Origin of the sequence: Micromonospora chaiyaphumensis (assembly GCF_900091435.1) — a bacterium.
Classification (GTDB): domain Bacteria; phylum Actinomycetota; class Actinomycetes; order Mycobacteriales; family Micromonosporaceae; genus Micromonospora; species Micromonospora chaiyaphumensis.
This window is the reverse complement of the sequence record NZ_FMCS01000008.1, coordinates 233,263-245,674: the sequence shown is the minus strand read 5'-3', so window position 1 is coordinate 245,674 and position 12,412 is coordinate 233,263. Positions and strand designations below refer to the sequence as shown.

13 protein-coding genes are annotated in these 12,412 nt (G+C 74.4%); 5 read left to right on the top strand and 8 right to left on the bottom strand.

Translation table 11 applies throughout. The features are described 5' to 3' along the window. Positions 1 to 2 precede the first annotated feature (2 nt). From GA0070214_RS22200 to GA0070214_RS22170, 7 genes are all read right to left on the bottom strand, one after another. The gene (locus GA0070214_RS22200) at positions 3 to 455 is read right to left on the bottom strand and encodes a hypothetical protein (RefSeq protein WP_208602861.1); all 453 of its coding nucleotides are present in this window, start codon (positions 453 to 455) and stop codon (positions 3 to 5) included. 289 nt (positions 456 to 744) lie between these two features. Then, entirely contained in the window at positions 745 to 1,254 is a 510-nt protein-coding gene (locus GA0070214_RS22195) for a GNAT family N-acetyltransferase (RefSeq protein WP_091267304.1), read from the bottom strand. Between the two features lie 151 nt (positions 1,255 to 1,405). After that, positions 1,406 to 2,308 carry a hypothetical protein gene (locus tag GA0070214_RS22190; RefSeq protein WP_091267301.1) on the bottom strand — a complete coding sequence of 301 codons (903 nt, stop codon included), beginning with the start codon at positions 2,306 to 2,308 and terminating at the stop codon, positions 1,406 to 1,408. 88 nt (positions 2,309 to 2,396) lie between these two features. After that, positions 2,397 to 2,810: a DUF3263 domain-containing protein gene (locus GA0070214_RS22185; RefSeq protein ID WP_091267298.1), complete on the bottom strand. Its 414-nt coding sequence runs from the start codon at positions 2,808 to 2,810 to the stop codon at positions 2,397 to 2,399. Positions 2,811 to 2,916: 106 nt separating this feature from the next. Next, on the bottom strand, positions 2,917 to 3,933 hold the full coding sequence (locus tag GA0070214_RS22180) for an ABC transporter permease subunit (RefSeq protein WP_091267295.1): 1,017 nt from the start codon (positions 3,931 to 3,933) through the stop codon (positions 2,917 to 2,919). Then, entirely contained in the window at positions 3,930 to 4,850 is a 921-nt protein-coding gene (locus GA0070214_RS22175; RefSeq protein WP_208602870.1) for an ATP-binding cassette domain-containing protein, read from the bottom strand. Before GA0070214_RS22175 ends, GA0070214_RS22180 begins: the two co-directional genes overlap by 4 nt. Before the next feature lie 228 nt (positions 4,851 to 5,078). Further along, positions 5,079 to 5,864, bottom strand: a complete 786-nt coding sequence (locus GA0070214_RS22170; RefSeq protein ID WP_091267291.1) for a DeoR/GlpR family DNA-binding transcription regulator — start codon at positions 5,862 to 5,864, stop codon at positions 5,079 to 5,081. A 198-nt stretch (positions 5,865 to 6,062) separates the two neighbouring features. Between GA0070214_RS22170 and GA0070214_RS22165 the strand changes: the two genes are divergently transcribed. The 3 genes from GA0070214_RS22165 to nagA are packed head-to-tail and all read left to right on the top strand — an operon-like array spanning position 6,063 to position 9,027. Next, a complete protein-coding gene (locus GA0070214_RS22165; protein ID WP_091267288.1) occupies positions 6,063 to 6,992 on the top strand; it encodes an SIS domain-containing protein in 930 nt (309 codons plus the stop codon). Next, positions 6,989 to 7,921, top strand: a complete 933-nt coding sequence (locus GA0070214_RS22160) for an ROK family protein (RefSeq protein WP_091267285.1) — start codon at positions 6,989 to 6,991, stop codon at positions 7,919 to 7,921. Before GA0070214_RS22165 ends, GA0070214_RS22160 begins: the two co-directional genes overlap by 4 nt. Next, positions 7,918 to 9,027, top strand: coding sequence for an N-acetylglucosamine-6-phosphate deacetylase (nagA, locus tag GA0070214_RS22155; protein WP_091267284.1), 1,110 nt, complete (start codon positions 7,918 to 7,920; stop codon positions 9,025 to 9,027). The genes GA0070214_RS22160 and nagA overlap by 4 nt, the downstream gene beginning before the upstream one ends. A gap of 41 nt (positions 9,028 to 9,068) precedes the next feature. On the opposite strand, the gene GA0070214_RS22150 is transcribed toward nagA, so the two are convergent. Continuing rightward, the gene (locus GA0070214_RS22150) at positions 9,069 to 10,280 is read right to left on the bottom strand and encodes a DUF4032 domain-containing protein (protein WP_091267656.1); all 1,212 of its coding nucleotides are present in this window, start codon (positions 10,278 to 10,280) and stop codon (positions 9,069 to 9,071) included. A gap of 111 nt (positions 10,281 to 10,391) precedes the next feature. Between GA0070214_RS22150 and GA0070214_RS22145 the strand changes: the two genes are divergently transcribed. Both GA0070214_RS22145 and GA0070214_RS22140 read left to right on the top strand, forming a co-directional pair. Further along, the gene (locus GA0070214_RS22145) at positions 10,392 to 11,159 is read left to right on the top strand and encodes a phosphatase PAP2 family protein (protein ID WP_091267281.1); all 768 of its coding nucleotides are present in this window, start codon (positions 10,392 to 10,394) and stop codon (positions 11,157 to 11,159) included. 9 nt (positions 11,160 to 11,168) lie between these two features. Continuing rightward, positions 11,169 to 12,410, top strand: a complete 1,242-nt coding sequence (locus tag GA0070214_RS22140; RefSeq protein ID WP_091267278.1) for an APC family permease — start codon at positions 11,169 to 11,171, stop codon at positions 12,408 to 12,410. The last annotated feature ends 2 nt before the right edge of the window (positions 12,411 to 12,412 follow it).

Here is a 12,412-nt window from a genome sequence, read left to right as displayed (position 1 = left end):
GGTCACCGCCCCCGCTGCCGTCGCGCGACGACCGGGCGCCCGCCCCGGTCCGTCTCGTCCTCCGCGGTGGGCTGCTCGTCCAGCTCCTCCTCGTCGTCGGCGGCCGAGCGCTGGCCCCCTGCCGCCTCCTCCTCCGGCGGGCCGCCGCCGGACTTCCGGCGCAGCGCGTCGGCGCTGCCCCGCAGCTTGCCGCTGAGCGCGTCGATGCCGCTGCCCGCGGCCGCGGTCGCCGCGGCCTTGCCGGCCGTCGCCAGCGGGGCGCCCAGCTTGCCGAGGCCGCCGAGCTGGGGGACGTTCAACAGGTCCGTGCCGAGCTGCTTCAGCCCGCCCGGTCGCTGGCTGGCCCGCCCGGCCGCCACGGCGGCGGCCAGGGTGAGGGCGGTACGCATCTTCTTCCGGCGCCCGAGGAGGTAGCCGAAGCCCACCGCCAGCGCTACCCGTGCTCCGCTCTTCATCAGTTCTCCTTCGCTCCCCGGCGGAAGCGGACACCTCATCTGGAGCAGGCCCGGAAAGACAGCTGCCGGGGATCAGCGGAAAGGGGCCTGCGACCGACGTTCCGTATCAGCGGACCCGGCGGGCAGTACCCGTCACCCCACCGGCAAAACATTCCGGCGGAGCCATGGAGACGCATTTAACTGCGGAATTGGAAACCCGGCCAGGTCCCGGTCAGACCACGCAAAACGGTCAGACAGCCCGAGCGGACCAGGGAGAACTCAAAACGCTTGACTGAGGGCAATCAGCCATTCAATGCGTCGGCAGAGCCGAATCGAGACACATTTTCGCGCGCAGTTTTCCGTTTTCCTCGCGCAATTCCGCACCGCATTTACGAAGAACCGACACGGCGCCCTGGTTGTCCGGTGTCGTCTCGGCCACGACCGAGTGCATGCCGGCGGCAGCGGCGGCGTGCAGCAGCTCCCGCAGGGCCGCCGCGCCGAGCCCCTGGCCCCGCGCCGAGCGGCCCAGCCACATCCCGGTCTCCACCGTCCCCGGCTCGTCGCAGCGGGTCATCCGGACCATGCCGACCACCTCGCCACCGGCGACGATCGCGTACATGCGGGTGCGGGTCGGGCCGTCCAGCCCGCCGAAGCTCGCCCGGTAGAACTCGCGGAAGGCCTCCCGGCGGGCCAGCGACCAGCCGGCCGGGGCCTGCACCGGGGGCATGACATCCTCCGGCTCCGCCTCGGCAGCCGCTACGGAGAGCAACGGCTCCAGGTTGCCTTCGTCCACCGGCTCCAGTCGTACGGCACCCCTCACGAGCCGTAGTCTGCCGGTCGTACCGGCCCAAGTCCACCCCTTTGGGCGCGGACTGCCGGTCCGGTGGAGGGGGTCGGCCGGTCGTACCCCCGGGGTGTTCCGCCTCACGCTCCGTTGTCAGCCGACCGGCCCGTCTTCGCGGTGAGGGTGCTCACTCGGCCGGGGCGAACTCGCAGAGCGCCACCGAGGCGTCGTCGCTCCGCTTGCGCCGGCGCAACCGGTCGGGGTGGTCCCGCTCGGCCGCCCGGACCCGGTCGATCAGCCCTTCCGGGCCCTCGGTCGCCGTCACGTCGAGCAGGCCGGCCCAGTCGAAGAGGCCGAACTGGTCGACCGCGCAGGAGGCGCCGTCGCTGAGCAGGGCGGCCCGTCGCAACGCCCCCGGCCCGCGCAGCGGCAACGTCCCGGTCACCGCGTGGTACGCGGCGTCCGGGTCGGTCGCGGCCGCCCAGTAGCCGTGGGTCCGGTTCATCCGGGTCCGCTGCAGGGTCACCGCCCGGCGGAACCGGGTCGCCGCGTCGACGTCCCCGTCCGGCAGCGCGGCGGCGGTCCGGCGCAGGTCCACCAGCGCCGCGTCCAGCCGGTCGTCGGAGACCACGGCGATCCCGTCGCCGGTGTCGAGCACCAGCGGGCTGTCGCAGAGCACCAGGTAGTCCACCTGGTCGCCACCCTCCCGGAGGAGACAGACCGTGGAGGACGGGGTGCCCGGATGGTCCAGGTCGCACTCGCCGCCGTGGTCCGCCCGCACCGCCAGGATGGCCGCCGCCAGGCTGCTCATGAGCGTGGCCGCCGGGCGGGCCGCGACGGCCAGGCCGATCCGGGCGGCCAGGTGCCGCACGTACCACGCCGGGCCGTGCACGCAGCCGGTGTCGAAGCCCTCGGGCACGGTGGCCCCGTCGAGGACACCGACCAGCGGGCCGAACCGGAAGACCACGTCCTCGTTCTCCAGCCGGCCGGGGGCCGGATCGGAGGCGGAGCGTACCCGCATCATCGGCGCCGTCCCGACCGGCCGGGCCGGCCGGCTGCCGATCGGGTACCGGCGGTCTGGTGCCCCCATCCGTCTGCTCCCTCCGTCGCCGCCCGCCGCCTACCCGGAGCGCCGGAGCCCATGCCGGGGCGGGCGGACCCGAGGGCGGTCCAACCGCTCAGCGCCGCCGGTTCCGGGCCCGGGACGAGCGCAGGCGGCGCAGCCGGCCGACCAGCACCGGCTCGGCGGCGAGCGCGGCCGGCTGGTCGAGCAGGGCATTGAGCAGCTGGTAGTAGCGGGTCGCGGAGAGCCCGAAGGTGTCCCGGATGGCCTGTTCCTTGGCGCCCGCGTGCTTCCACCACTGCTGCTCGAAGGCGAGGATGCGCCGCTCCCGCTCGGTCAGCCCGTCGGCCTCCTCCGGCTCCGCGGCCGGAGCGGACTCCGCCGGCCCGTCGTCGGGCGGCGCGGCCTCGACGGCGGGGGCGGAGCGGGGCGGCGGGACGGTCACGCCGGCCTCCCGGCGCGCGACGTCGGTGGTCCCGGACGGCTCGGGCCGGTCGGTGGCGGCCCGCTCCGTGGCGTCGGCGGGCAATGGCGCTCCTCAGCGGGACGGGGCGACCGGCGCGACGACGCCGGCCGGGGGACCCCAGCCTAACCAGGGTCCGCCCGGCCCGCATCGGACGCGGGGTGCGCGCCGGTCAGGCGATGTCCCGCCGGCGCATCGACCAGAACGCGCCGATCAGCACCGCGGCGGCGCCCACCCCGAACACCAGGGCCGACTGCTGCCAGGTGACCACGAGCTTGGCCGGTTCGCACGCGCCCTTGGCGAACTGGCAGGTGTCGTAGTCGAACAGTTCCACCTGCTTCATGAACCACGACTGGGCGTACGTGGACAGGACGTAGCGCTCACCGAACGGCACGGAGAGCACGGCGACCGCGATCCGGATGCCGATCTCGCTGATCGCGAAGAGCGCCACGGCCGCGCCGAGCGCCATCGCGGTGTGCCGCCCCAGCGAGGCGAGCGCGAAGGCGACCGCGCCGACGGCCAGGACCAGCCCGACCGCCCGCAGGCCGTCGAGGCCGATGGACTGCCACACCCCGGCGGTCACCTTGGCGGTGGTCCCCCGGTAGCGGCCGATGAGCCAGAAGGCGAGCGTCCAGAAGGCGCCGAGCACCACGCTCACCCCGAGCACCGTGGTGAGCAGCGCGGCCAGCTTGGTGCCCAGCACGGCGAGCCGTTTCGGTCGCCAGAGCAGCAGGTTCATCATCCCGCCGGTGCTCCACTCGGCGCCCACGTAGGAGGCGCCGACGATGAACGCGAAGAGCGCCACCGCCCCGGCGAAGACCGCGATGAACATGGGGAACTCGGCCCGGAAGTCGAACTGGTAGGGCAGGTTCCACTTCGGGTCGAACATCTCGCGCTGCGGCTGCCAGTCCCGGCCGCAGTTCGGGCCGTACCGTTCCTCGGTGTCCTGGTCGCCCCGGGCCTTGGCGGCGTCGCAGTCGGCGACCGTCTTCTTCCAGTCCTCCAGGGCCCGCTGGTACTGGGCCTCGGACTCGACCTGGGCGGCCGCGACCGTCTCCTTGGAGAGCTGGTGGCTGGAGAAGCTGAACGCGGTGGCCACCGTGGCCAGGCCGAGCAGGAGCAGGACCAGCAGCAGCCGGGTGACCCGGCGCTTGCTGAGCCGGCGCAGTTCGGTGACGTACAGGCTCATGCGCCCCAACCTCCCGTGGTGGCGCCGCTGCCCGGCTCACCGACCTTCGTGGACTGGTCGACCTGCCGGTGCTGGCCGGGAACCGGCGCGGTGGCGGTCAGTTCGAGGAAGACGCTCTCCAGGTCGACGGCGACCGGGGTCAGCTCGCTGACGTAGAGGCCCTGCTCGGCGAGGACGCGACTCACCGTGGCCGGCTTGTCGACGCCGGCGAGCATCAGATGGTCGGGCTCGGCGGCGACCCGGATCCCGGCCCGGGTCAGCGTCTCGGCGGCCTGCGGCAGGTCGGTGACCGCCTCCAGGCGGACCCGCACGGCGCCCTGCGAGTGCGCGGCCAGCACCTCGTCGACCGGCCCGAACGCGACCCGCCGGCCCAGCGAGATGATGGTGACCGAGTCGCAGATGAGCTGGATCTCGCCGAGGATGTGGCTGGAGAGCACGACGGTCATCCCGGCGGCGGCGAGGTCGCGCATCAGGGTGCGCATCTCCCGGATGCCGCCCGGGTCGAGGCCGTTGGCCGGCTCGTCGAGGATCAGCAGCTTCGGGTTCTTCAGCAGCGCGGACGCGACGGCGAGCCGCTGCTTCATGCCGAGCGAGTAGGTCTTCACCCGCTCCCCGGCCCGGTCGCGCAGGCCGACCAGCTCCAGCACCTCGTCGACCCGCTGCCTGGGCAGCTCACCGGCCTGCGCGAGCAGGCCGAGGGTGTCCCGGGCGGAGAAGTGCGGGAAGAACTGCGGGCTCTCCACGATGGCCCCGACCTGGCCGGCGACCGCGGGCAGCGCCTGCGGCAGCTCCTGGCCGAGGATGGCCATCCGGCCGCCGTTGGGCCGGATCAGGCCGAGCAGCGTCCGCAGCGTGGTGGTCTTGCCCGAGCCGTTGGGGCCGAGGAAGCCGTGCACCTGGCCGGCCTCGACCCGCATGTCGAAGCCGTCGAGCGCGTGGCGGACCCCGCGTTTCCGGCTCCGGTACGTCTTGCGGAGACCTTCGATCTCCAGGACAGCCGACAAGCTGACCTCCCCCGATGAGTAGGTGTCAGCTCGACACCATACGCGGTATGCAGGCGGAGACAATACCCGGTATGCATCGGGGTTTTCCCGGATTCGGGATCAGGCGCGCCGGGACGTGGCGCCGGCGGAGGAGAGGAGGCGTCAGGCGCAGACGACGTGCACGCCGGCGTCGCGGAACGCCTGCACCACGGCGGGCGACGCGCCGGAGTCGGTCACCAGCGTCTCCACCCGGTCCACCGGGCAGATCCGGGCGAACGCGTGTCCGCCCAGCTTGGACGAGTCGGCGATGACCACGACCCGCTTGGCCCGGGCCACCATGAGGCTGTTCATGGCCGCCTCGCCCTCGTGATGGGCGGCGGCGCCGAGCTGCGGGTCGATGGCGTCCACGCCGAGCAGCGCCACGTCCAGGGTCACCTCGCGCAGCAGGGCCCCGCCCAGCGGGCCGACCAGTTCGAACGACTTCGGCCGGACCACGCCGCCGGCCACCACCACCTTCATCCGCGAGCGGACCAGCAGCTCGTTGGCGATGTTCAAGGCGTTGGTGACCACGGTGAGCTGGGCACCCTCGGCGCTGGTGTTCAGGTCGGGGCGCACGGCCAGCGCCCGGGCCACCTCGGTGCTCGTGGTGCCGCCGTTCAGCCCGACCACGGTGCCCGGGGAGACGAGCGCGGCGGCGGCCGCGCCGATCCGCTGCTTCTCCGCCGAGTGCTTGGCCGTCTTGTAGCGCAGCGGCAGGTCGTAGGAGACGCCGTTGGCGACCGCGCCACCCCGGGTCCGTGTGATCATCTGCTGCTGGGCGAGCTGGTCGAAGTCACGCCGGATGGTGGCCTGGGAGACGTCCAGGCGCTCGGCCGCCTCCTCGACGCTGACCCGGCCGCTGTCGGTCAGCATCTCGAGCAGCGCGTTCCATCGGGCGTAGCGGTCCACGGGGGGCCTCCACTGACTCTGCACGAACGGTGATTGATTGCGTGCACAGTAGTGCGCGAAACTGGCCAGGCGCAAAACCCTGTCCTGCGCGATGTGGGAGCCGGTTGCCACGGCCGCCCCGAATCGCGCAGAATGACGCGCGAAAGGCGGCCGTATCGCGCCGTATTGCGCAAGGTCTCCCCCGGGCGAGGAGTTGTCATGGCGTACGTGCACGCGGAGATCGCGAGCCAGCCCGACTGCTGGCGGGAGGCGGCGCGGCTCGCCCCGACCGTCACCGACCGCCTGCCGCGCCCCGGCGAGCGGGTCGCCGTCGTCGGATGCGGCACGTCGTGGTTCATGGCGGCGGCGTACGCCGGGCTGCGCGAGCACGCCGGCCACGGCGAGACCGACGCCTTCCAGGCCAGCGAGTTCCCCACCGGCCGCCGCTACGACCGGGTCATCGCGATCACCCGCTCCGGCACCACCACCGAGGTGCTCGACCTGCTCGTCGCGCTGCGCGGGCAGCTGCCCACCACGGTGCTCGTCGGCGACCCGGCCTCGCCGGCCGTCGAGCTGGCCGACGCGGCGGTGCCGCTGCCCTTCGCCGACGAGCGTTCCGTGGTGCAGACCCGTTTCGCCACCACCGCGCTGGCGCTGCTCCGCGCCCACCTCGGCGAGGACCTGGGCCGGCTCGCCGCCGACGCCGAGGTGGCGGTCCGGGCCCCGCTGCCCATCGACCCGGCCGCCATCGAGCAGGTGACGTTCCTCGGCCGCGGCTGGACGGTCGGGCTGGCCCAGGAGGCCGCGCTGAAGTGCCGCGAGGCGGCCACCTTCTGGGCCGAGGCGTACCCGGCCATGGACTACCGGCACGGCCCGATCTCGATCGCCGCCCCCGGGCGGCTGGTCTGGGCGTTCGGCGGGATCCCGGAGGGGCTGCCGGAGGACGTGGCCGCGACCGGGGCCGCCTTCGTGCACAGCCGCACGCACGGCTGCCACACGGTGCTCACGAGCTGGGCGGCCGGGCGCAACCCGGTCGACCCGATGGCCGACCTCATCCTCGCCCAGCGCTTCGCCGTCGCGCTGGCCACCAGCCGCGGCCTCGACCCCGACGCGCCCCGGCACCTGACCCGCTCCGTGGTGCTCGCATGACCCCAGGCGGCGAGGTCGTCGTCGCACTGGACGTGGGCGGCACCGGGATGAAGTGCGCCCTGGTCCGCCCGGACGGCGCCACCGTGCACGCCGAGCGGCACGCCACCGGCGCGGCGCGTGGCCCGGAGGCGGTGGTCGGCACGATCCTCGACGTGGCCGAGGGGCTGGCCGGCAAGGCCCGCGCCGACGGCCTCACCCCGGTGGCCTGCGGCATCGCCGTGCCCGGAGTGGTCGACGAGGCCCGCGGGGTGGCGGTCTGGTCGGCGAACATCGGCTTCCGGGACGTACCCCTGCGGGAGCTGGCGCAGACGCGGCTCGGCCTGCCCACGGCGCTCGGCCACGACGTGCGGGTGGGCGGCCTGGCCGAGGCCCGGCTCGGCGCCGGGCGGGACGCCGGCCACGTGCTCTTCGTCGCGATCGGCACCGGCATCGCCGCCGCCCACGTGGTCGACGGGTCGGCCGCCGTCGGCGCGCACGGCGCCGCCGGGGAGATCGGCCACATCCTGGTACGCCCCGACGGCCCACGCTGCGGCTGCGGCCGCCCCGGCTGCCTGGAGGCGATGGCGTCCGCCTCGGCGATCGGCCGCCGGTACGCCGAGCTGTCCGGCGCTCCCGCCACCGCCGCCGAGGTGGCCGACCGGGCGGCGGCCGGTGAACCGCTGGCCGGCCGGGTCTGGGCGGAGGCGGTCGAGGCGCTCGCCGACGGCCTGGCCACCGGTCAGGCGCTCTTCGACGTGGCGACGATCGTGATCGGCGGCGGGCTGGCCCAGGCCGGTCCCCGGCTGTTCGACCCGCTACGCACGGCGCTGCGCGAGCGCCTGACCTTCCACCGCGAACCGCAGCTGGTCGCGGCGGCCCTCGGCGACGAGGCCGGCTGCCTCGGCGCCGCCCTGCTGGCCCTGGACACCCTGGCGAAGGAGAGCCGATGACCCTGCGCGTGACCGGCAAGGTGGTGACCCCGACCGGCGTGTTCCGGCAGGGGTGCGTCGAGATCGTCGGCGACCGGATCCGGGCCGTCGCCGAGTACCCGACGGTGCGCGACGGGCACTGGATCGTGCCGGGCTTCGTGGACATGCACACCCACGGCGGCGGCGGGCACACCTTCACCACCGGCGACGCGGAGTCGGCCCGGCAGGCCGCCGAGTTCCACCTCGGGCACGGCACCACCACGCTGCTGGCCAGCCTGGTCAGCTCCCCGTTCCCGCTGATGCGCGAGGCCACCGCCGCGTACCGGCCGCTGGTCGAGTCCGGGGTGCTGGCCGGCGTGCACTTCGAGGGGCCCTACCTGTCGGCGGCCCGGTGCGGGGCGCAGAACCCGGAGTTCCTGCGCGACCCGTCCACCGAGGAGCTGGCCGAGCTGATCGAGCTGGGCGGCGGCGCCGTCCGGATGGTCACCCTGGCCCCGGAGCGGGACGGCGCCCTGGAGGCGATCAAGCTGCTGGTCGGGCAGGGCGTGGTGGCGGCGGTCGGGCACACCGATGCCACCTGGGACCAGACGCGCGCGGCCGTGGCGGCCGGCGCGAGCGTCGGCACCCACCTGTTCAACGGGATGCGCCCGGTGCACCACCGCGAGCCGGGGCCGGTGGTGGCCCTCCTGGAATCCCCGAACGTGGTCTGCGAACTGGTCGCCGACGGGGTGCACCTGCACGACGGCATGCTCGGCTTCGCCACCTCGGTGGCCGGCCCGGAGCGGGCCGCCCTCATCACCGACGCGATGGCCGCCGCCGGCATGCCCGACGGCGAGTACGAGCTGGGTGGCCAGGCCGTCACGGTGGCCAACGGGGTGGCCCGGCTCAGCCGGGACGGCGCGATCGCCGGCAGCACGCTGACCATGGACGCCGCGCTGCGGCACGCCGTCGGCGCGGGGGTCGCCCTGCCAGACGCCTGCCGGATGGTCGCCACCACCCCGGCCCGGGCCATCGGCCTGGGTGACCGGGTGGGCGCGCTCCAGCCCGGCCTCCGCGCCGACCTGGTCGTCCTCGACGACGATCTCAACGTGGTCCGGGTGATGCGCGCCGGCGCCTGGGTGGAGTGACGCCCGCAGGCCCCGTTCAGCCCGCGGTGGGCACCTCGACTTCAGCCCGCGGTGGGCACCTCGACGCCGAGCACCGCCTGCTCGTCCGGGCGGTGCACCAGCACGTCGGTCAGGTAGGACTGCACCGCCTGGCGCATCCCGACGTCCCGGCCGGCCCGCTCGGAGAGCAGCCACTTGTGCTCGTTGATCTGGGCGAACAGCTCCTGCGGCTCCAGCTTGCGGCGCAGGTGCGCGGGCACCGCCCGCACCACCGGCTCGAACACCTCGGTGAGCCAGCGGTGCGCGGCCTGCTGCTCGTCGGTCAGGTCGCTCTCCACCCGGTACGCGTCCAGGTCGTTGAGGAGCTTGCGGGCCTGGTTCTCCTCGGCGTCCAGGCCGGTCAGCCGGAGCAGGCGCCGGGTGTGGTAGCCGGCGTCGACCACCTTGGGCCGGACCAGGTAGCGCCCGTTGTCGGCGGTCGACATGGCCACCTCGGCCACGTCGAAGCCCAGCTCGTTGAGGCGGCGGATGCGGCCCTCGATGTCGTGCCGGGCCTCCCGCTCGACCTGCTGCTCGTAGGTGATCTCGTGCCAGAGCCGCTCGTAGCGCCGCACGACCTCCTCGCACACCACCTCGGGGTCGATCGACTCGTGCAACAGGCCAGCGGCCTGCAGGTCGAGCGCCTCACCGAAGATGTTGACCCGGGCGATCTCCAGGTCCTCGCCGCGCTGGCCGTTGGAGAGCGACGGGTGCAGCGCGCCGGTCTCCGCGTCGACCAGGTACGCGGCGAACGCGCCCGCGTCCCGCCGGAACAGCGTGTTGGACAGCGAGCAGTCGCCCCAGAAGAAACCGGTCAGGTGCATCCGCACAATCAGCGCGGCCAGCGCGTCCAGCAGCCGGTTCATCGTCTCCGGGCGCAACGTGTTGGAGAACAGCGCCCGGTACGGCAGCGAGAACTGGAGGTGCCGGGTGATCAGCACCGGGTCGAGCGGCTCGCCGTCGTCGGTCTGCCGGTCCGCCACGATCGCGATCGCCTCGACCGACGGGAAGTCGATCCGCTCCAGCGCCCGGAGCAGGTCGTACTCCCGTTCGGCGACCCGCTCGCCGGTCTCCTTGACCGCGTAGACGTAGTCGCCGAGCCGGACGAACCGCACGATGTGCCGCGAGATGCCCTGCGGCAGCGCCACCAGGTGTTCGGCAGGCCACTCCTCCAGCGGGGTCGACCAGGGAAGGTCGAGCAGCGCCGGGTCGACGAGGGCCGAGGTGATCCGCACGGCCACAAGTGTGACCGCTGACCCCCGGGGAGCGCTTCCCTTCGTGGGGCGGCACACAGCCGCCGACGCCCGTGCCGGTCCGGCGCCGCGAGCGGCCGGTAGCGTGGTCGCGTGCGGGAGACAACCGGGGTACGCCGGCAGCCGCGGCTCCGGCCCGTCCGTCCGGCCGGCTGGTGGTGGGACGGGCTGCTGCTCGCCGCCCTGGTGGCGCTCACCGTGGCGCTGGCCCAGGGGCACCTCTTCGGGCTCGACCGGGCCGTCGCCGACTGGTCCGAGGCGCACCGGCCGACCGCCGCCCGGTGGGCCGCCATGGGTCTCAACCTGCTCGGCCAGGGCACCCCGCTGACCCTGCTCGCGGCCGGGCTGGGCGTGCTGCTGGCGGTCCGGCTCCGCTCGGTCCGCCCGGTGCTGCCGCCGGTGACCGCGTTCGTGCTCACCTACCTGACCATCGGGCCGCTGAAGGTGTGGACCGCGCGGCCCGCGCCGAGCGCCAGCGTGAAGGAGCCGTTCCTGGCGCCCGAGCAGACCCTGCCGCTGTTCCAGCAGGACCTGCCGGTGCGCTTCGCCCAGTCGTACCCGTCGGGGCACGTGGCCAACGCCATCGTCTGGTACGGCGTGCTCGCCCTGCTGCTGGCCCCGCTGCTGCGCACCTTCGGCCGGGCCGTCCCGCCCCGGCTGGTGACCGTGGTCCGGGTGGTGCCGCCGCTGGTCGTCTTCTGCACCACCATCTACCTGGGCTGGCACTGGCTGACCGACTCGGTCGCCGGGCTGCTGCTGGGCCTCCTGCTGGACCGGTTGCTGCGCCGGGTGCCCTGGGACGACCTGCCGTTGCCCGGCCCGCTGCGGAACCGGGACCGGCCGTTCACCTCCGTCCCCTAGCCTGCGTCCGTGGCAGAACTGGCGCGCCGGCTGGGCGTACCCGACGCGGTCGTCATCGGGCTGGGGTCGATGCTCGGCGCGGGCGTCTTCGTGGTCTTCGCACCCGCCGCGGCGGCGGCCGGCGGCGCCGGCCTGCTGGTCGCGCTGGCCGTGGCCGGGTTCATCGCCTTCTGCAACGCGACCAGCTCGGCCCGGCTGGCGGCCCGCTACCCGGAGTCCGGCGGCACCTACGTCTACGGCCGGGAGCGACTGCACCCCTTCGCCGGGTTCCTCGCCGGCTGGGGGTTCGTGATCGGCAAGACGGCGAGCTGCGCGGCCATGTCGCTGACCATCGGGGCGTACCTGTGGCCGGAGCGGGCGCGGCTCGTCGCCGTTCTCGCCGTGGTGGCCGTGACCGCCGTGAACCTGCGCGGGGTGGGCAGGACGGCCACCGCCACCCGGGTGCTGGTCGGCCTGGTGCTCGCCGTGCTCGCCGTGGTGGCGGTGACCGGCGCGCCGCACGTCGAGCCCGCCCGGCTGGCCGGCTTCGCCGACACCGGGGTTCGGGGCGTGCTCACCGCAGCCGGCCTGCTCTTCTTCGCCTTCGCCGGGTACGCCCGGATCGCCACCCTCGGCGAGGAGGTACGCGAGCCGGACCGCACGATCCCACGGGCGGTGCCGCTGGCGCTCGGCGTGGTGCTGGCGATCTACCTGCTGCTCGCCGTGGTCGCGCTCGGGGTGCTGGGCCAGCCGCGGCTGGCCGCCTCGACCGCGCCGCTGGCCGAGGCGGTGAGCGCCGCCGGGCTGCCCGGCCTGACCTGGCTGGTCCGGGCCGGGGCGACCGTGGCGGTCACCGGGGTGCTGCTCTCCCTGCTGGCCGGGGTCGGCCGGACCACGCTGGCGATGGCCCGCCGCCGGGACCTGCCGTCCGCGCTGGCCGCCGTGCACCCGCGGTACCGGGTGCCGCACCGCGCCGAGCTGGCGGTGGCCGCCGTGGTGATCGTCGTGGTGTCCCTGGCCGACGTGCGGGGCGCCATCGGCTTCTCCAGCTGCACGGTGCTGGTCTACTACGCGATCGCCAACGCCTCGGCGCTCACCCTGGGCCGGGACCCGGCCCGGAAGCTCCCGGTGCAGCTGCTCGCCGCGCTGGGCCTCGTCGGCTGCCTGCTGCTCGCGGTCAACCTGCCGCCGGCCAGCACCCTCGCCGGCTTCGGCGTGCTTGCCCTCGGCGCACTCTGGTACGCCCTCCGCCACGCCACCCGCGCGACCTGATC